Consider the following 17,623-nt stretch of genomic DNA (forward strand, 5'->3'; position numbering starts at 1 on the left):
CTAAAGTTGCAGCGCACAAAACGAAAGCCGGGCCTCGCGCCCGGCTTTTTCATGTGAAAAACCCCGGAATTCCGGGCTTTTTTCGACCGCTTGCTGCTTTTTCGACTTGGTTGCAGGAACGCTTCTTTCTAAAGTCCCTTTCCTGCCGGATGAGTCGAGTGTTCTTCCGGTTTTCTCATGGAAGGAAATTTTGATGAACAAGAACGAACTGGTGTCCGCTGTCGCCGACGCTGCGAGCATTTCGAAGGGTGACGCACAGTCTGCCGTCGATGCGGTGTTTTCCGTGATCAGTGGCGAACTGAAGAAGGGCGGCGATGTCCGGCTTGTCGGCTTCGGAAATTTCACCGTGTCAAAACGCGCTGCATCGACCGGCCGCAACCCGCAGACCGGCGCTGAAGTGAAGATTCCGGCGCGCACCGTGCCGAAGTTTTCGGCCGGCAAGGGCCTCAAGGACGCGGTCAACTAAGACCTTTTTCTTTAGAGATCAGAAAAGCCGGGCTTGCCCGGCTTTTCTTTTGCCTCCGATTGGGGTCGCCGGCCGAGAGGAAGGCCGCCTTATGCGGTTGGCGCATCATCGCGCATCAGGCCTTCCTGCTTGAGGTCGGCCCACAGCGCTGGCGGTAGCGTGGCATCGAGCAGCGAGCGGTTGCTTTCTACCTCGCTCGGCCGTTGGCCGCCCGGGATCACCGAGACGACGCAGGGATGCAGCAGAGGGAATTGCAGCGCCGCTTCGATCAGGCGCACGCCGTGGCGCGTGCACACGGTTTCGATGCGGGCGACGCGGTCCAGGATATCCTGCGGCGCCTCTGAGTAGTTGTAGTAGGCGCCGGGCTTCGGGCCCGTTGCCAGTATGCCGGAATTGTAGGGGCCGCCGAGAACGATGCCGATGCCGCGTTCCTGGCAAAGCGGCAGGAAGGAGGCCAGCGCCTCCTGTTCCAGCAGCGTGTAGCGCCCGGCCAGCAGGAAAAGATCGAAGTCGCCGCGCTCGGCCAACGTCTGGCAGACCTGCCATTCGTTGATGCCGCCGCCGAATGCTTTGATCGCGCCCTGGTCGCGCAGCGACAGCAGCCCGTAATAGCCGGAGGTCATGAACTCCTCGATGCGCTGGTCCGCAGCTGCCTTGCTGCCATGGGTGAATATGTCGACATCGTGCACAAAGAGGATGTCGATGCGGTCGACGCCGAGCCGCTCCAGCGAAGCCTCGAAGGAGCGCATGACGCCGTCATAGCTGTAGTCGTAGACTTCGCGGCGCGACGGCGTGTCGAAGAACTTGCCGATGCCGGTGCGCTGTTCGGGCGGACAGGCACGCATGATGCGCCCGACCTTGCTCGACAGCACATAGTCGTCCCGCTTCTTGCCGCGCAGGAAAGGATTGAGCCGGGTTTCCGACAGGCCGAGCCCATAGAGCGGGGCGGTGTCGAAGTAGCGGCAGCCGGTCCGCCATGCCGCTTCCAGCGTGGCGCTGGCATCCTCGTCGGAGACGGCGCGGTAGAGATTGCCGAGCGGCGCCGTGCCGAAGCCGAGCTCGGTGAAGTCTATGCCGCCATTGCCGATGCGGTCGAAATGCCGTGTCTTCATGTCCTGCCATTTTCCCGGGATTGATTTGTCTGACATGACACTATCATGCCGGTGGCACAGCAAAAGCACAGAGCGCCGTTGGACACGCATTTTCGCGGTGATAGCATGAACAAAAACAAGCTGTTCGGGGGAAGCGTGAAGAAAAGATCGCGATCGTTTTTCGGGTCCCGCAAGCGGGTGGAACGCGTATGACCGGCATCGGCACGAGCCTGTTCGACACCGCGCTGGGTGAACTCGGCACGGTGCTTGCCCGGGTCGACGAGAGCCGGACCGACGCCGCCTGCGCCATGCTGGCCGGCGCCGGCAAAATCGCCGTCTATGGCTGCGGCCGCGAGGCGCTGCAGGTTAAGGGCTTTGCCATGCGGCTCTACCATCTCGGTCTGCCGGTGTCGGTGGTCGGCGACATGACCACGCCGCCGCTGGGCGAGGGCGATGTCTTCCTGGTCAGCTCCGGGCCGGGCGAGACCACCACCGTGCTGACCCTGATGCAGGTTGCCCGCGATGCAGGTGCCAAGGTGTTGCTGCTCACCGCCGAGGCCGAAAGCAGCGCAGCCAGGCGCGCCGACTTCACCTTGCTCATCCCGGCGCAGACCATGGCCAGCGACCAAGGACCGGCGAAGACCTCGGTGCTTCCGATGGGTTCGCTGTTCGAAGGCGCGCTGTTCCTGCTCTTCGAAGTGATGGTGCTGAAGCTCAAGGATCTCACCGGCTTCTCGCCCGAAGCGATGCGTGCTCGCCACACCAATTTGGAGTAGGGGCATGCGCTATGAATTGATGCTGCCGCACCAGATCCGCAGAGCGATCGCGGAGAACTGGCCGGTAGTGCTGCCGCTCGGCGTGCTCGAATACCATGGCGAGCACATGGCGGTCGGCATGGACACGCTGGCCGTCGTCAAGACGCTGGAGCTGTTCGAGAAGGAAGCCGACATCGTCATCCTGCCGCCCTTTTACTACGGCGCGGCCAGCTATGCCGTAGTGCCGCCGGAAGGCAGCGGTTCGGTGCAGGTCGGCGGCAACGCGCTGGCGCCATTCGCGGAAGAGCTGTTCCACAGCCTGCTGCGCATCGGCTTTCGCAACATCCACGCCATCATCCACCATCAGACCGAGAATTTCGCTGCCGGCATGCCGACCGATCTCGCCTTCAAGGCCGCCGGCCGGCAGGCGATCTTCCGCTTCCTCGAAAAGGAACGTGGCGAGGGTTGGTGGGGCTCGCAGGCAATGGCCGGCTACTATGCCGAGCACGCCGAGGGCGGCAATTTCTTCAACTGGGTGCAGGTGCATCCGCTGATGCCGGCGGCAATGAACGGCCACTATCCGTTCGACCATGCTGGCATCGGCGAGACATCGCTGATGCTGGCGCTGTGCCCGGAAGCGGTGGACGCCAGCCATTTCATCGACAACACGGGCTGGTACACGGCAACCGCGCCCGACGCCTCGGCGGAGATGGGGCAGAAGGGCGTAGCCATGATCCTCGATCACCTGCGCACGAAGCTTTCGCGCTAGACCAGCGACGCTCTCCTCTCGCTATATTAGCATACGCGAATAAAGTACAATGGCTCCAAATTACGCCGTTGGGCGCTTGGAGCCGTTCGGTGGGCGCGGTCGAAAAACGACGCATGGCGAGCTTGGCAGGCGTGATCGCCACGGCTGCGGCGCTTGAGGATGTCTCTGTTTTTGCGCACAGCGCCAATAGCGGCTGGACTTATCCGCCAGCCTGCTGTGACGGCGATCCGTCGACAGGCGAATGTGGCAGCATTCCCAGCGTGACCGTAACACCGCAGCCCGATGGCTATGTGATCATCTTGCGGCCGGGAGATCATCGCAAAGTCACTCACAAGAACCGCTATTTCGTCCCCTACGCCAGTGTCAGTCCTTCCGGCGACGGCAACTTTCACATCTGCCTGCATCCGAACGAGGAGCACGAAAACTGCTTCTTTGCTCCGGCAGAGGCGATGTAGGCGCAAACTAGGGGGTGCGGATGCCACGCCTCTCGGCTCTGTATTGGGCGGTCGATTTGTCCGGATCGCTCTTGGTCGCCACAGCCCAGATGAAGGTACCGCCGCCGGCAACAGCAAGGATGGCAAAGAGCGTGACACCGAGCGCAAACGTCTTGGCGTAGAGCACGATCAGTAGCATCGACAGGCCGCCAGCCACCATCGCCACGACAAAGCCGGCAATCACCGCGCGACCTTGCCAGCTGATCGGCATCACGCCTTTGCGGTAGCGGTGGTACCCGTTGTAGCCAACGCGGAAATTGCGCGCAAACCAGTATTGGGTGGCCATCGCCTACTTCACGGCTCCCGCCGTCATGCCCATGATCAGGTAGCGTTCCAGCGCGATGCCGATGACGGCAAGCGGTGCGATGGCTGCGGTGGCGAGTGCTGCCATCGACCACCAGTTGATGCCTTGTGAGCCTGTCTGGCTCGCCACCATGACAGGGATGGTCTTGGCGTCGGTCGAGGTCAGAAGCGCGGCAAAGAAATATTCGTTCCAGCACAGCACCATCGCCAGGATGAAGGCGGCGACCATGCCCGGCAGCGCGATCGGCATGACGATGCGGAAGAAGGCGCCCCAGATCGACAGGCCGTCGACGAGTGCAGCTTCCTCCAGTTCGACCGGGATCGAGTTGAACTGGTCACGCATGATCCAGATGACGATCGGCAGCACCATCAGCGTGTAGAGCAGGATCAGCCCGATGCGCGTGTCGAGCAGGCCGACTTCGCGGTAGAGCACGAGGAAGGGGAGCGCCAACACCACCGGCGGCAGGATCAGTTGCGACAGGAAGAAGAAGGAGATGTCCTCGTTCTTGAACCAGGCGAAGTGATAGCGATAGCGGGTCAGGCCGTAGGCGGCGAGGCTGCCGATGACGATGGCCAGGCTCGACGCGCCGACCGAGGTGATGGCCGAGTTCATGAAGCGCTTGAGGAATTCCTCGCGCACTGTCGAGGTCTGGAAGATCGAGTCCGGCGACAGGCCGAGCGAGCGCCAGCCTTTCCAGTCCGGCTGGAAGTCGACGAAGGGGATGAGATGGCCCTGGGTGACGTCGACCGCGGTCTTGAACGAGGTGGTTATCGTCCAATAGATCGGGAACAGGCAGATGAAGGCCCAGAACACCAGCGCGCCGTAGATGAAGACGCGATTGGCGAGAAAGCTCGCCGGCGAGCGGATTTCTGAGGCGGTATAGTCGGTGGTCTGGACGCTCATGATATCTGCCGGCTCAGTTTACATTGCGCACGAAGCGGTTGGCGAATTTCAACAGCCACGTCACGAACACGACAATGATAACGAGGTAGGCCATCGCCAGCATCGTGCCGTAGCCGACATTCGAGCGGTCGCGGTATTCGCGGTAAATGAAGCTCGACACTGAATCGGTGGCGCCGCCGGGCCCGCCCGAGGTCACGGTGATGATGATGTCGGCCAGCTTCAGCTTGAAGATGATGCGCAGGATCACCGCCGTCACCGACACCGGCAGCATCAGCGGGAAGGTGACTTGCCAGAAGGTCTGCCAGGGGGTGGCGCCGTCGACGCGCGCCGCCTCGAGCACCTCGCGCGACATCGCCTGCAGGCCGGCGAGCAGCATGATCATCATGAACGGAATGAAGGTCCATGCATCGAGCACCATGATCGAGATGCGGGCGATGATTGGATCCGAGAAGAAGGCCGGGTTTTCCCAGCCGAGAGTGCGCGCCAGTGTTGCCGCCGGCCCGAAGCGGTACTCCATCAGCGATTTGCCGATCATCCACGACACCGCCACCGGCGACAGCATCAAGGGCAGGAGGAAGACAACGCGGAAGAATTTTCTGGCGCGGATCTGCGCGTTGAGCAGCAGCGCCAGCCCGAACGCGATGGCATATTCGACCAGCACGGCGAGCACGTAGAGCACCATGTTGAACAGCGCGTTGCGGTAATAGGGGTCGGCCAGCATCTGCCAGAAATTGTCGAGCCCATTGAATTTCCGGCCGGAGAAGGAACTGAGGTTCCAGTCGGTCAGCGCGATGTAGAAGCCGAACAGCGTAGGGAAGACCACCATGGCGATGGTGAACAGGAGCGCGGGGAGAAGAAACAGCGCGCGCTGGCCGTCCTCGCCACGCGTCAGCACCTGGCCGGCGCCGAGCGCCACGCCCCACAGCACATAGGCATAGATGACCGGCCGCCAGGTGTCGAAGCCGAGCGTGGTAACTTCCGTCTTGTAGAGGATCTGCAGTGCGATGACAGCGAGCAGGCCGAGCGTCGCCACGGTCATCAAGGCGAAACCGAGCCGCTTGCGGCCCGGTGCGATCAGATCGGCTGGAACGCCGTTTGCCGGCCATGCATTGGTAGGCAAGGTCTGGTCAGCCACGCGTCTCGTCCATTCATAAGAAGGCCCCTACGACCGGCCTGGCCGGTCAGGTCCGGCGGCTTTTCACCGCCGGACCCTTGTTCACTATACGATCAGCCTACACGCCAAGCGAGGCCTTGTAGAGCTTGATCTGGTTTTCGCGGCCGATCTGGTCGGTCAGCTTCTCCCAGGCGGCGGCGATGGCGTCGGCGCCTTCCTGCGCCTTCATCTTGCCGGCGAAGGTGTTGGCCAGAATATCCTCGGCGGCGCTGTAGTATTGGAAGATGCCGGGGATGCGTGGCTCGATCGCCGCGTTCGGATGGTTGTAACTGTCGGCTTCCGACTTGAGATACGAGGTGATGAAGGCCTCGTCGTAACCCGCCGCCACCCATTCCGGAATGTTGAAATGGCTGTTGCGGTAGGGCTGGAAGCCCGACGGATACGCCGCGCACCAGAGCGACAGGTCCTTGCCGCCGAGATGAGCAGCGGCAGACCAGGCCGCCTTCTTCTTCTTTTCGTCGCTGTCGACGCGGGCCATGACATAGACACCCCAGCCGAGATAGGCGCAGTTCGGAGCATAATTCGGGCCGCTGGCCAGTTTGTCCCAGGCGCCGGTCTTGGAATTGTAGACATCGTCGGAGCCTGGCAGGATCGAGAATCCTGTGACATCGCCGACGACCGACGAGTCGTTAGTCTTCGCATTCGAGCCCGCGTCTCCCCACCAAGCCAGCATCGAACCAGTGCCGCCCAGGAATTGGGAGAAACAGGTCTGGTTCGGGTCGGCATTGATTTGATCTTGCGGTTCGAAAGGCAGCGCGTCGATCACGTCCTGGATTGCGCGCACCCAAGCCGGGTTGTTTATGCGCGGTTTCATCGTATCCGGATCGAACAGCCACGCCTTGTCATCAGGGTGCTTGGCATAAGCACTGGCACGGCTGCCAAGGAAGTAGAAGCCGAAACCGCCCCAGGCCTTGGGCGCGTCGAGATAACCGAAGACGTCTTGGCCCTTCATCTGCTTGCCCTTGAGGAACTTGGTCACGGCCTGCACCTGTTGCCAGGTCTTCGGCACGCCCCATTCCGTCAGGCCTGCCTTGTCGCCGCTATCGGCTTTCCAGGCTGCTGCCAGATCAGAGTCGGAGAACACGTCGGTGCGGTAGTTGAAGTTGTGCGCGTCGCCGTCGACGGTGATGCGGTACTGCTTCCCATCCCAGGTGCCGACCGGCGGCTGCAGATAGGCCACAACGTCCTTCATGTCGATCTGGTCCTTGACCCAGTCCGGCATTTCAGAGGTGAGGCCCTTGCCGCAGACGTCGCCTTCGAAGGGCGCACCCATTTCGATGATGTCGAAATCGACGGTGCCGGTGGCGATCGCCTGCTGCAGGCGCGGATTGTAGTCGGCTTGCGCCAGATCGATCCAGCTGATCTTGGCGCCGGTATAGGCCTCCCACGGCTTCAGGAAGCCGCGGAACAGCACATTGTGCAGGTTCTGGTTGTTGAGGCCCATGAAGGAGAGCTCGACGCCGGCGAATTCGCCTTCCTTGACGTTGGCCTTGGTCGCTTCGAGGCAAAGCTCGCCGACCTTCTGGAAGTCGGCGTCGGTCGGCTGACCCTTGCCGACGCCGGGGATCTGCAGAATCTGCGCGCGCAGATCATCGGCAGCGGACGCTGGGCGCGTCAATGCGCCAAGACCCGCGCCGGATGCCGCCGAGAGCGCGGCCATGCTGGCCGCTCCCTTCAGGACATCGCGGCGAGTAGCACCCGCGCGCATGAGTTGGTTGAAAAGGCTGACTCTCATCTCGTTCCTCCCAGAAGATCAATGGTGACAGTTTCGGATAGTGGAGCGCTAACGGTGTTCCCCAACGACGCGACTCCCGGAAAATTACGGCCCCAGCTTCCTCCCGCAACGCGTCGACTTCCGATGTCCGGACAAGCGTGCCGACGCGCGCGGAAGAGGGCCAAGAACCCTGACACCTTCACTATTCGCACAACCGAATGCCGTGTCAACGACAATAGGTTTTTTATCTATAAGAGACTGACTTGCCCTTGCCATCAGCGTTGGTTAGCTTCACGGCAAACGAAGGACCCGCAGGTCCAAAACCCCAGGGGGGATGATGGCTCAAGTCGCGATCAGCAATGTGGCCAAGGCGTTCGGAACCGTCAAGGTCCTGCACGACGTCAGCGTCGATATCCCCGACGGCCAATTCGTTGTGCTGGTCGGGCCCTCGGGTTGCGGCAAGTCCACGCTGCTCAGGATGGTGGCGGGATTGGAGACCGTTTCCGGCGGCACGATCGCCATCGGTGACCGCGTCGTCAACCATTTGCCGCCGGCCAAGCGCGACATCGCCATGGTGTTCCAGAACTACGCGCTCTACCCGCACAAGACGGTGGAGCAGAACATGGCCTTTGCGCTCAAGCTGCGCAAGACCGATCCGGCCGTGGTTGCCGAAAGGGTCAAGCGGGCGGCCGATATTCTCGACCTCGCCCCCTATCTCAAGCGCTATCCGCGACAGCTCTCCGGCGGCCAGCGCCAGCGCGTGGCGATGGGGCGCGCCATCGTGCGCAACCCGCAGGTGTTCCTGTTCGATGAACCGCTCTCCAACCTCGACGCCAAGCTGCGCGTCCAGATGCGCACCGAGATCAAGGAACTGCACCAGCGGCTGAAGACCACCACCATCTACGTCACCCACGACCAGATCGAAGCCATGACTATGGCCGACAAGATCGTGGTGATGCGCGATGGCCGCATCGAGCAGGTCGGCGCGCCGCTGGAACTGTTCGACCGGCCGGCCAATCTGTTCGTTGCCGGCTTCATCGGCTCGCCCTCGATGAACCTTCTGAAGGGCATCGTGAAGAAGGGCGACAAGCCGGTCGTCGACATTTCGGGCACGCCGTTCCCGATCGCCGCGAACAGCGCCGCGCAGGACGGCCAGGCCGTCGTCTACGGCGTGCGGCCCGAGCATCTGGAAATCCACCCCGACGGCGTTGCAGCAAGGATTTCCGTGGTCGAGCCGACAGGTTCCGAAACGCTGGTATTCCTGCGCTTCGGCGAGGGCGAGATGGTGGCGCTGTTTCGCGAGCGCCATGACTTCAAGCCGGGCGACACGCTGCACCTCAAGCCGCGGCTCGACCAGGTCCACCTCTTCGACGCAGAGACCGGCAAGCGGCTCTGATTTCCAACCGACTTTTCCACGAGGAATGCCATGCTCAAAGGGATCAATCCGCTGCTCAATGCCGATGTGCTCCAGGCGCTGCGGGCGATGGGCCACGGCGACGACCTGATTGTCTGCGACACCAATTTTCCGGCCGATTCCGTGGCCCGCCAGACCGTGCTCGGTAAGCTGTTGCGTATCGACGCGCCGGCGGCCGATGTGGCCAGGGCGGTGCTGTCGCTTTATCCGTTGGACACATTCGTCGACGACGCGGCCGCGCGCATGGAGATCGTCGGCAAGCCGGACGAAATTCCGCCTGTGCAGAAGGAAGTCCAGAAAGAAATCGATGCCGCCGAGGGCAAGGCGTGGCCGATGATTTCGGTCGAGCGCTATGCCTTCTACGAACGCGCCAAGAAAGCCTATTGCGTCATCCAGACCGGCGAGCGCCGCTTCTATGGCTGCTTTGCCTTCCGCAAGGGCGTCGTTCCGCCGGATGCGGAGTAGCATCATGGCGGCCGGCAAGCCTGTCGTCATGAAGCCCGTTGTCATCTTGGGTGTCTTTGTCGCCGACACCGCCTATCGCGCCGATCGCCAGCCGCGCATGGGCGAGACGATCCTCGGCAACTCGTTCAAGCTCGGCCCCGGCGGCAAGGGCTCGAACCAGGCGGTCGCGGCCGGCAAGCTCGGCGCCGACATCACCTTCCTGACGCGCCTCGGCGTCGATGCCTTCGCCGACATGGCCAAGCACACCTGGCAAGAGGCCGGTGTGAAGGCTGCAGTGATCGACACACCAGACAGCTACACCGGTGCGGCCTATATCTTCGTCGAGGAAACGACCGGCAACAACGCCATCATCGTCAGCCCAGGTGCTGCGATGCTGATCTCGCCCGATGACATCGAGGCTCATACCGATCTGATCCGCTCGGCCGGCGTTTTCGTCACCCAGCTCGAACAGCCGATCGAGGCGGCGCTCAAGGCGCTCGAGATCGCGCGCGGGGCAGGGGTGATCACGATCCTCAACCCGGCGCCGGCGGCAAGCCTGCCCGACCGCATCTACACGCTCTGCGATTATGTCACGCCCAACGAGACCGAGGCCGAGGAACTGACCGGCATCAAGGTCGCGTCGGTCGACGATGCCCGCCGCGCCGCCGACAGCTTGCTCAAAAAGGGAGTCGGTGCGGTGATCATCACGCTTGGCGAGAAGGGCGCGCTGCTGCACACGGCCAGCGGTTCCGACCATGTCGGCGCGGTCAATGCCGGCCCGGTGGTCGAAACCACAGGCGCCGGCGACGCCTTCAATGGCGGCCTGGCTGCGGCGCTTGCCAAAGGCGTCGAGCCGCTGCAAGCGGTGCGTTTCGCCTGCGCCGTTGCCGGTATTTCGGTGACGCGGCCGGGCACGGCGCCGTCGATGCCGACGCTGCAGGAGGTCGAGACGCTGCTGGCGAGAGGTTGAGTTCGACAGCGTCCCAGGCGGGCTCACCAGTCCGGATTGCCGTCGAGCCAGTATGCACCAAGGCGGCCGAATTGGCGCGGAATGCCGAGCCGCCGTTTGGCGTCAAATGCCATCTCTGAAAGAATCCAGGTGCTTTGTTCTCTGTCGCGCTTGGCATGATGGACCAGCATCTGCCTGCCGACGCTACAGCATCGCGGCCAACAAGCCTGCCATAAACCCTTGCCACCTTGGTCCCTTCCGACCAGGGTGGCATATTAGCCACAGGTAATGTTAATCGCCAATCCGGTCTTGCGCCATTGGCATAGGTGTCCCGTAATGGGCCACTGAGTTTGGCGCCGTAATTGCATTGTCAGCAATGCCGGGGTCACTCATCAGCCCGGCAATCGGGGGGCAATTGGGGGCCCCGCCGCTCCGCTAATGGAGCGGCGGGTCTTTAGCGGCTGAAAGGCGCTGAACCGCCAAAAAATGGGAGCTGGGTGTTATGTATTTTCCGCAGTTTCTGGTTGGCATGTTCGCAACGTCGTTCATCGTGGCGATCTGGGCAGTGTTGGAAACCGGCTCCATCTGGAAGGCGTTCGGCTGGGCTGTTGTTGCTCTGATCATTCTTCAGGTCGGATACATCGGTCTGGTCCTCGGCCTGACCTATGGACGGGGGTCGAAGGGCGCCGAGGCAGACCTCTCATCGGCAAATTCCATGCCCGCGCTCCGTGGGGAGCTGGGTAAAATTCTGCAGCGATGGAATCGAGCGCGTCCGCGGTAATTGGTTCGAAGGTGCGCCGGGCAGAGACACCATGGCGAAACGCGGCTCCGTGCCGGGCGCGCAGCCGTCGCCCACGACCAGCAATTCAAAATCGTCCACGGTCTGATCCAGGACGGATTTGAATGGCCAGGCCGATGACGTCGACGCGCGAGTGGGTCGGCATCAGGATGGAAAAGCGCGGTTTGCTCACCATCCCTTCGCGCTTCCGAAATCGTAGGGAATGAGATCGCTGTCGATCGGCAGGCGATACTTGTCGGGATTCGAGTGATCGTACTGGATGGTCGGAAAGTTGATGACGACCGCATCGGACATGCCGATGTTGTGGTCGGCGTGCCAGACGAATTTCGGGATATTGACGAGCCGGGGACGGCTGCCGGAAAGGTAGACCTTGGAAATCTTGCCGTATGTGCTGGAGTCCGGCCTTGGATCGTAAACAACCAGCTCCAGTTCGCCGCTGACCACGAAATAGCGGTCCTCGTGCAGCTTGTGCAGCCCCCAACCCTTCACCATGCCGGGCCGAACTGTGAAAACATAGGAGAAGACCAGCGGGTCGGGATGCCAGCCCCAGCGAGGGTCGTAGATCTCGGTGACGCTGCCGCGGTCGTCATTGTGTCGAATGCTGTCGTAGAAGGACATGCCGTCGAGCAGAGGCGCAATGCTTTGACGCTGCTCGTCCACCGTTCGCTGGTCCTGCAAGGCAGCGGCGAGGGTGGTCTCAAGAATGTTCGGACACGTCCCGCTATCCCCGTGGTCGCTCATCGCAAGTCCTCCTGACCCGAACAACATGGGTTCGGTTCAGCTTCTCACAGCCGGCACGGGTTTTGTAAATACGGCACAGACGATGCCGCGCCTGCGAACGAGTCCGGTTGAACTCGTGCCAGGTGCGAAACCGATACGTTGGGAAGAAATGGCGCGAGTGACGGGGCTCGAACCCGCGACCTCCGGCGTGACAGGCCGGCACTCTAACCGACTGAGCTACACCCGCGCACAAGACGAGCACGGGTCAGCCGTGTTCGTCGTTGGGCCGCTGGATAAGGGGTTCGCCACCGGGTGTCAAGCGGAGTGGGACAGCATAACAGCAAACAGGAGAAGGTTTTTTGACAAGCCTCGCTTTGTTGGCGAAACCGGTATCCGAACAGGACGTTGCCCGTTCATTTTGCCTTGCGAAGCCTGTCCTGACCGCTTAAAGGTCCGCGCCGGAGCGGGCGATTAGCTCAGTTGGTAGAGCGCTTCGTTTACACCGAAGATGTCGGCGGTTCGAGCCCGTCATCGCCCACCATTTTTCAGGTTGATCTTATCCCTCTTCACTTGACCCCGATGCCGGCGGTCAGGCCGCCGTCGATTTTGTAGTCGGCGCCTGTGCAGAAGCCTGCCATGGACGAGCATAGAAACGCGATCAGCTCCGCCACTTCTTCCGGTTCGCCGATGCGGCCAAGCGGGTGTGCTTCGCCGAAGCGTTTGTAGGCGGCCTCGACATCGGCGTCGGTCCCGTTGTCGCCGCGCGCGGCCTTTTCCAGGATCGGCGTGCGGATCGATCCGGGGCTCACCGAATTCACCCGGATCCCCTGGCGGGCGTAGTCGAGCGCCAGCGAGCGCGTCAGCGTATGGATCGCTCCCTTCGTCGTCGCATAGGCGGCGACGTTCTGCTGGCAGGCGTGGCCCTGCACCGAAGCGACGTTGACGATGGCGCCGCCGCCCCGCTTGACCATTTCAGGAATGCCGAAATGCGCGGTCAAATAGATCGAGCCGACATTGACGGTCATCGCCCGGCTCCAGGTTTCGAAATCCGTGCTCGTTGCCGTGCCATAAGGGTGCACGGCGGCGGAGTTGACGATGACGTCCAGCCCGCCGAACCGCGCGACGCCGGCGGCGACCGCCCGGGCAACCTGATCCGGCACGGAAACGTCCGTCGTCACCACCAGCGCTTTGGCGCCCGAGTGGTCGAGTTCGGCCTGCATCGCCGCATTTGCGTTGCTGTCGATGCCGCAGGCGATGATTGCGGCACCACCCGCCGCCAGGCGTCTGGCGCTTGCCAGGCCGATCCCGGTCGTTCCCGTCACCAGGGCAACCTTGCCGCCAAAATCGTTCATGGCTCAAACTCCGTCATGCGTCGTTGGGATTGCCGAAGTCTCGACTCCGACTATGGTCCAACAATACGGTTTTGGCTTCGCTTCGGAAGGGACCTTTATGGAACAATGTTGGCGCTGGTACGGGCCGGACGATCCGGTCACGCTCGATCATGTCAGGCAGGCAGCGGCGACGGGCATCGTGTCGGCCCTCCACAATATCTACGATGGCCGTGCCTGGCCTCTGATCGATATCCTTGAACGCAAGCGCATCATCGAGGCCGCGGGGCTGACCTGGTCGGTGGTGGAGAGCATCCCGGTCCACAACTCGATCAAGATCGGATCGGCGGAGAGGCAGCGCTACGCCAGCTTCTACAAGGACACCATTCGCGCTTTGGCCAAGGCCGGCATTTCGACCATCTGCTACAATTTCATGCCTGTGGTCGACTGGACCCGCACCGATCTCATGTATCGGTTGCCGACCACCGGCTACGCCTTGCGCTTCGACGCGATCGACTTTGCCGCCTATGACCTGTTCGTGCTGAAGCGGCGCAATGCCGAGGCCAGCTACAGCCCGGCGCGCATCACCGAGGCGGAAGCGCGGCTGAAGGCCTTGAGCGACGAGCAAATCGACACGATCGAGCGCAACCTCATTGCCGGACTGCCGGCCACCGAACGCAAGTACAACCGCGATACGATGCGCGAGGCGCTTGCCGACTACGATGCAATCGGCCCGGTCGAACTGCGCGCCAATCTTGCCTGGTTCCTGAAGGAGATCATCCCTGTGGCCGAGGAGGTCGGCGCGCGCATGTGCATCCATCCCGACGATCCGCCTTTCTCGCTGTTTGGGCTGCCGCGGGTCGTCTCCACCGCCGACGACGCACGCTTCATCCTGGGGACGGTCGACAGCCCGGCGAACGGCCTGACATTCTGCACCGGCTCCTACGGCGTGCGCGCCGACAACGACCTTGTCGCGATGATCGAGGAGTTCGCGTCGCGGATCCACTTCGTTCACCTGCGCAACGTCACGCGCGAGGACGACGGCTCGTTCTTCGAGGCCGAACATCTGGAAGGCTCCACCGACATGGCGGCGGTGATCCTGGCACTGATGAAGGAAGAGGTCCGCCGGCGCAAGGAAGGCAGGAGCGACTGGCGCATCCCCATGCGTCCTGACCATGGCCATCTGCTTGCCGACGACATCGGCAAGACCAGGATCAACCCAGGCTATTCGCTGATCGGCCGCCTCAAGGGGTTGGCTGAACTGCGCGGCATCATGCGGGCGGTGGAGCGGTTTGGGTTGGCTTGAGACAATCGAGCGTTTGCAGGCGACAGTTTAGCAACGCGTATCCTGCGAAGGATCGCTTGCGCGATCCTTCGCTTTTTTCGCTCTATGCTCGCACCGCTGTTCGTGCCGGGGCAACGGCATTGACCGCCACTGCCACGGCGATGTTTGCGGCAAGTGCAAGCAGCCCCGTATAGACCGTGAAGGGTTCTCCTCCGAGACTGATCAGGTGCAGTGGTTTCCAGCCGGCATCCCAGACAAGCCAGGTACCGCCGAAGAAGCCGACGAACCAGCCCGCAAGCAGGGCCGGAGCCCGGAACCAGTTGGTGTAGAGCCCGAAGACCAGGGCCGGCAGCGTCTGCAGGATCCAGATTCCGCCGAGCAATTGCAGATCGAGCGCGAACTGCGTCGGCAGGAAAATGATCACCAGCAGGGCGCCCACCTTCACCACCAGCGAGGTCATCTTCGCGACCTTGGCTTCACCGGCATCGCTCACTTGAGGATTGACATAGGCTTTCCAGAAATTGCGGGTAAAGAGATTGGCGGCGCCAATGCTCATCACCGCCGCCGGCACAAGGGCGCCGATCGCGATCGCAGCGAAAGCGAAGCCTGAGAACCAGCCCGAAAACAGCGTCTTGAACAGGGCTGGAACGACGTCGGTCGCACTGTCGAGCTTGAGGTTGGCGGCGTGCCCCATGTAGCCGAGCAGCGCCAGCAGACCGAGCAGCAGCGTATAGGCCGGCAGCAGGATCGCATTCTTGCGGATCGTGTTGCCGCTGTTCGAGGCAAAAATCCCCGTCAGCGTATGCGGATACATGAAGGCTGCGAGCGCCGACCCGAAGGCGAGCGTCGCATAGGCGACATACTGGTTGCCGGCGAGAAGCAGGCTGCCGGAGCCCTTGGCCTGGAAGGCCGCGTCGGCCGAGGCGAAGACATTGGCATAGCCACCGAGCTTCGAGGGGATAAGCGCGACGGCGGCGATCACCACGATATAGATCATGATGTCCTTGACGAAGGCGATCAGGGCCGGCGCACGCAATCCCGCCGAATAGGTGTAGAGCGCCAGCACGATGAAGGCGATGGCAAGCGGCAGTTCGCCATGCAGACCGAGCGCCTTAAGCACCGCCGTCATGCCGACGAGCTGAAGGGCGATATAAGGCATCGTCGCGATGACGCCGGTTACCGCCACGGCGAGTTCGAGACCGCGCGATCCGTATTGGCCATGGACGACGTCGCCGGCCGTGACATAGCCGAAATCCCTGGCGCGCTTCCAAAGAACCGGCATGACCATGAAGACGAAGGGATAGACGACGATGGTGTAGGGCAGTGCGAAGAAGCCATACGCTCCGACAGTATAAACCAGCGCCGGGACGGCGATCACGGTATAGGCGGTGTAGAAGTCGCCGCCGACCAGGAACCAGGTGATCCAGGTACCGAAACTGCGCCCGCCAAGCCCCCATTCATCGATATGGGCAAGCGTTTCGGGCTTGCGCCAGCGGGCGGCGACAAACCCCAGGATCGTAACGAGCACGAAGAAGAAGATGAAGACGGCGAGCGCCGCGGGGTTGATGTCAGTCGTCATGGCGCGTGCTCCGATAGGCGATCCAGGTCAGCGTCGCGGTGATCGGCACCCAGGCAAGCTGGTACCAGTAGAAGAAGGGGAAGCCGAACATGGCCGGCTCGCGGACATTGTAGAAGGGCGGCCAGAGCAGGCCTAAATAGGGAATGACGAGCAGCCAGAGGGCCGCCTTGCTGCGAGGTTTTTCCATGTCGAGATACCTTCCAGGCGCCATGATATGGGCCGCCATGTTGCAGTTGCCGGTACGGAAGGCAGGCACTGTCACCGGCCGTGGAGACATCGCGCGGCGGCTCTCCTTGCGCCGCTGCGACAGGTTCGCGACCCATCGCCGGCTGTTCCGGCATGGCATGGACATAGTGAATTCCTCCCGACGGCTCGCCCTTTCGTGGCCAGCCGTGATGAACCCCTATGGCAGCGTTTTTGCCCTCACAAGATGGTGGCGGCGCTGAAATCCAAGGGTCTACCCAGAAGTGGGTAGACCGGGAATCAGCCGGGTTTTGCCACGATTCCGTGACCGAGGGCGTAGCGGATCAGTCCCGCCGTCGTGGCGATGCCGAGCTTCTTCTTGAGGTTCTTGCGATGCGTCTCGGCCGTGGCGGACGTGATCCCGAGCGCTTCGGCGATCTCCCGGTTGCTCTGACCCGCAACGATCAGGCCGAGAATGTCGCGCTCGCGCGGCGTGAGCGGATCCACCTGGTCCTGCCCCCCGCGCTCCATCAGCACGTCGGCGACGCCGGACGAGAAATATGTCCCGCCGCCTGCGACGGTCTCGATGGCGGCGACGATCTCGTCCGTCGATACATCCTTGAGGATGTAGCCGGATGCGCCGCGCATGACGGACGAAGAGATATATTCGCGGCTCTCATGCATCGAGAGCATCACGATCCGGGCGTCGGCAAGTTCCCTTCTGAACAGTTCGATCGCGTCTATGCCGCTCAGCTTCGGCATGTTGATATCCATCAGCACGACCTGTGGCCGGGTCTGCCGGCCTATTTCCAGGCCGGCATGCGCGAGGCCTGCCGTACCGACGACCTCGATATGGTCGAACGTCTCGAGCACGGCTTTCAGGCCATCCAGGACCAGCGGGTGGTTGTCGATCAGCAGCACCTTGATCACACGGCGGTCGCTCATGCAGCAACGGCCCGTTCGCTGGCCGGCATATTGGCCGATTTCGGCAGCATCGCCGTCAGCGTCGTGCCGGTCGGCAGGCTGTCGAGCAGCAGCAGGCCGCGGAAATGCGCCATGCGCTCCTGCATGTTGCGCAGCCCGAGGCCTGTCTTGCTGGAGGCGCTGCCGTCAAAGCCGGTGCCGTAGCACCTACGGAAAGAATGATGAGAGGCAACCGAGACATCGGTGCGCGCAGCTTTTCGCTGCAGGCGCGCACCGATCGAGGTGGCCATGGCCAGTCGAAGGATCTCTAGAATGTGAATGTTCACAA

Annotated in this window: 21 protein-coding genes, 2 tRNA genes and 1 pseudogene; 10 read left to right on the forward strand and 14 right to left on the reverse strand. The window is 62.3% G+C overall.

Features of this window, described 5'->3' with window-relative positions; genetic code table 11:
• A complete protein-coding gene (locus ACFX5Q_RS11835; protein WP_404277906.1) occupies positions 1 to 201 on the reverse strand; it encodes a hypothetical protein in 201 nt (66 codons plus the stop codon).
• Here ACFX5Q_RS11835 and ACFX5Q_RS11840 point away from each other — a divergent pair.
• A complete protein-coding gene (locus tag ACFX5Q_RS11840) occupies positions 194 to 466 on the forward strand; it encodes an HU family DNA-binding protein (protein WP_015318196.1) in 273 nt (90 codons plus the stop codon). The two genes, ACFX5Q_RS11835 and ACFX5Q_RS11840, sit on opposite strands and share 8 nt — an antisense overlap.
• Before the next feature lie 89 nt (positions 467 to 555).
• Here the strand turns inward: ACFX5Q_RS11840 and ACFX5Q_RS11845 are convergent, their stop codons facing one another.
• Positions 556 to 1,578, reverse strand: coding sequence for an aldo/keto reductase (locus tag ACFX5Q_RS11845; protein ID WP_404277962.1), 1,023 nt, complete (start codon positions 1,576 to 1,578; stop codon positions 556 to 558).
• Between the two features lie 188 nt (positions 1,579 to 1,766).
• On the opposite strand from ACFX5Q_RS11845, the gene hxlB reads away from it, so the two are divergent.
• The 3 genes from hxlB (at position 1,767) to ACFX5Q_RS11860 (ending at position 3,536) form a co-directional block, all read left to right on the forward strand.
• A complete protein-coding gene (gene hxlB, locus ACFX5Q_RS11850) occupies positions 1,767 to 2,333 on the forward strand; it encodes a 6-phospho-3-hexuloisomerase (RefSeq protein WP_404277909.1) in 567 nt (188 codons plus the stop codon).
• Positions 2,334 to 2,337: 4 nt separating this feature from the next.
• A complete protein-coding gene (locus ACFX5Q_RS11855) occupies positions 2,338 to 3,081 on the forward strand; it encodes a creatininase family protein (protein ID WP_404277911.1) in 744 nt (247 codons plus the stop codon).
• An 89-nt stretch (positions 3,082 to 3,170) separates the two neighbouring features.
• On the forward strand, positions 3,171 to 3,536 hold the full coding sequence (locus ACFX5Q_RS11860) for a hypothetical protein (RefSeq protein ID WP_404277913.1): 366 nt from the start codon (positions 3,171 to 3,173) through the stop codon (positions 3,534 to 3,536).
• Positions 3,537 to 3,543: 7 nt separating this feature from the next.
• Here the strand turns inward: ACFX5Q_RS11860 and ACFX5Q_RS11865 are convergent, their stop codons facing one another.
• The 4 genes from ACFX5Q_RS11865 to ACFX5Q_RS11880 form a co-directional block, all read right to left on the reverse strand.
• A complete protein-coding gene (locus ACFX5Q_RS11865; protein ID WP_404277915.1) occupies positions 3,544 to 3,861 on the reverse strand; it encodes a hypothetical protein in 318 nt (105 codons plus the stop codon).
• A gap of 3 nt (positions 3,862 to 3,864) precedes the next feature.
• Positions 3,865 to 4,782: a carbohydrate ABC transporter permease gene (locus ACFX5Q_RS11870; protein WP_404277917.1), complete on the reverse strand. Its 918-nt coding sequence runs from the start codon at positions 4,780 to 4,782 to the stop codon at positions 3,865 to 3,867.
• A gap of 13 nt (positions 4,783 to 4,795) precedes the next feature.
• Entirely contained in the window at positions 4,796 to 5,917 is a 1,122-nt protein-coding gene (locus tag ACFX5Q_RS11875) for a carbohydrate ABC transporter permease (RefSeq protein WP_404277919.1), read from the reverse strand.
• Positions 5,918 to 6,014: 97 nt separating this feature from the next.
• Positions 6,015 to 7,691 (reverse strand): ABC transporter substrate-binding protein, encoded by a 1,677-nt coding sequence (locus tag ACFX5Q_RS11880; RefSeq protein WP_404277921.1) that lies wholly within the window; start codon positions 7,689 to 7,691, stop codon positions 6,015 to 6,017.
• Positions 7,692 to 8,007: 316 nt separating this feature from the next.
• On the opposite strand from ACFX5Q_RS11880, the gene ACFX5Q_RS11885 reads away from it, so the two are divergent.
• Genes ACFX5Q_RS11885 through rbsK form a run of 3 tightly spaced genes read left to right on the forward strand, consistent with a single transcriptional unit; the run spans position 8,008 to position 10,498 of the window.
• A complete protein-coding gene (locus tag ACFX5Q_RS11885) occupies positions 8,008 to 9,066 on the forward strand; it encodes an ABC transporter ATP-binding protein (RefSeq protein WP_404277923.1) in 1,059 nt (352 codons plus the stop codon).
• A 30-nt stretch (positions 9,067 to 9,096) separates the two neighbouring features.
• On the forward strand, positions 9,097 to 9,549 hold the full coding sequence (locus tag ACFX5Q_RS11890; RefSeq protein WP_006204445.1) for an RbsD/FucU family protein: 453 nt from the start codon (positions 9,097 to 9,099) through the stop codon (positions 9,547 to 9,549).
• A 4-nt stretch (positions 9,550 to 9,553) separates the two neighbouring features.
• Positions 9,554 to 10,498 carry a ribokinase gene (rbsK, locus tag ACFX5Q_RS11895; RefSeq protein ID WP_404277926.1) on the forward strand — a complete coding sequence of 315 codons (945 nt, stop codon included), beginning with the start codon at positions 9,554 to 9,556 and terminating at the stop codon, positions 10,496 to 10,498.
• Positions 10,499 to 10,521: 23 nt separating this feature from the next.
• Here rbsK and ACFX5Q_RS11900 read toward each other — a convergent pair whose 3' ends face one another.
• On the reverse strand, positions 10,522 to 10,668 hold the full coding sequence (locus ACFX5Q_RS11900) for a hypothetical protein (protein WP_404277928.1): 147 nt from the start codon (positions 10,666 to 10,668) through the stop codon (positions 10,522 to 10,524).
• Positions 10,669 to 10,979: 311 nt separating this feature from the next.
• Between ACFX5Q_RS11900 and ACFX5Q_RS11905 the strand changes: the two genes are divergently transcribed.
• Positions 10,980 to 11,258: a hypothetical protein gene (locus ACFX5Q_RS11905; protein ID WP_404277930.1), complete on the forward strand. Its 279-nt coding sequence runs from the start codon at positions 10,980 to 10,982 to the stop codon at positions 11,256 to 11,258.
• Between the two features lie 186 nt (positions 11,259 to 11,444).
• Here the strand turns inward: ACFX5Q_RS11905 and ACFX5Q_RS11910 are convergent, their stop codons facing one another.
• Positions 11,445 to 12,017, reverse strand: a complete 573-nt coding sequence (locus tag ACFX5Q_RS11910) for a dTDP-4-dehydrorhamnose 3,5-epimerase family protein (protein ID WP_404277932.1) — start codon at positions 12,015 to 12,017, stop codon at positions 11,445 to 11,447.
• 149 nt (positions 12,018 to 12,166) lie between these two features.
• Positions 12,167 to 12,243, reverse strand: a tRNA-Asp gene (locus tag ACFX5Q_RS11915).
• Positions 12,244 to 12,461: 218 nt separating this feature from the next.
• Between ACFX5Q_RS11915 and ACFX5Q_RS11920 the strand changes: the two genes are divergently transcribed.
• Positions 12,462 to 12,537, forward strand: a tRNA-Val gene (locus ACFX5Q_RS11920).
• A gap of 25 nt (positions 12,538 to 12,562) precedes the next feature.
• Here ACFX5Q_RS11920 and ACFX5Q_RS11925 read toward each other — a convergent pair.
• Entirely contained in the window at positions 12,563 to 13,348 is a 786-nt protein-coding gene (locus ACFX5Q_RS11925) for an SDR family NAD(P)-dependent oxidoreductase (protein ID WP_404277934.1), read from the reverse strand.
• Positions 13,349 to 13,445: 97 nt separating this feature from the next.
• Here ACFX5Q_RS11925 and uxuA point away from each other — a divergent pair, with 97 nt between their 5' ends.
• On the forward strand, positions 13,446 to 14,630 hold the full coding sequence (gene uxuA, locus ACFX5Q_RS11930; protein WP_404277936.1) for a mannonate dehydratase: 1,185 nt from the start codon (positions 13,446 to 13,448) through the stop codon (positions 14,628 to 14,630).
• Positions 14,631 to 14,712: 82 nt separating this feature from the next.
• On the opposite strand, the gene mctP is transcribed toward uxuA, so the two are convergent.
• From mctP to ACFX5Q_RS11950, 4 genes and pseudogenes are all read right to left on the reverse strand, one after another.
• Positions 14,713 to 16,188, reverse strand: coding sequence for a sodium:solute symporter family monocarboxylate transporter (gene mctP / locus ACFX5Q_RS11935; RefSeq protein WP_404277938.1), 1,476 nt, complete (start codon positions 16,186 to 16,188; stop codon positions 14,713 to 14,715).
• Entirely contained in the window at positions 16,178 to 16,375 is a 198-nt protein-coding gene (locus tag ACFX5Q_RS11940) for a DUF3311 domain-containing protein (RefSeq protein WP_404277964.1), read from the reverse strand. Before ACFX5Q_RS11940 ends, mctP begins: the two co-directional genes overlap by 11 nt.
• Before the next feature lie 296 nt (positions 16,376 to 16,671).
• Positions 16,672 to 17,316: a response regulator gene (locus ACFX5Q_RS11945; protein ID WP_404277940.1), complete on the reverse strand. Its 645-nt coding sequence runs from the start codon at positions 17,314 to 17,316 to the stop codon at positions 16,672 to 16,674.
• Positions 17,313 to 17,623: pseudogene (locus tag ACFX5Q_RS11950) on the reverse strand (hypothetical protein); the annotation flags it as partial. The pseudogene ACFX5Q_RS11950 and the gene ACFX5Q_RS11945, both read right to left, overlap by 4 nt.

It is taken from the genome of Mesorhizobium sp. IMUNJ 23033, from assembly GCF_044778005.1.
Classification (GTDB): Bacteria; Pseudomonadota; Alphaproteobacteria; order Rhizobiales; family Rhizobiaceae; genus Mesorhizobium; species Mesorhizobium amorphae_A.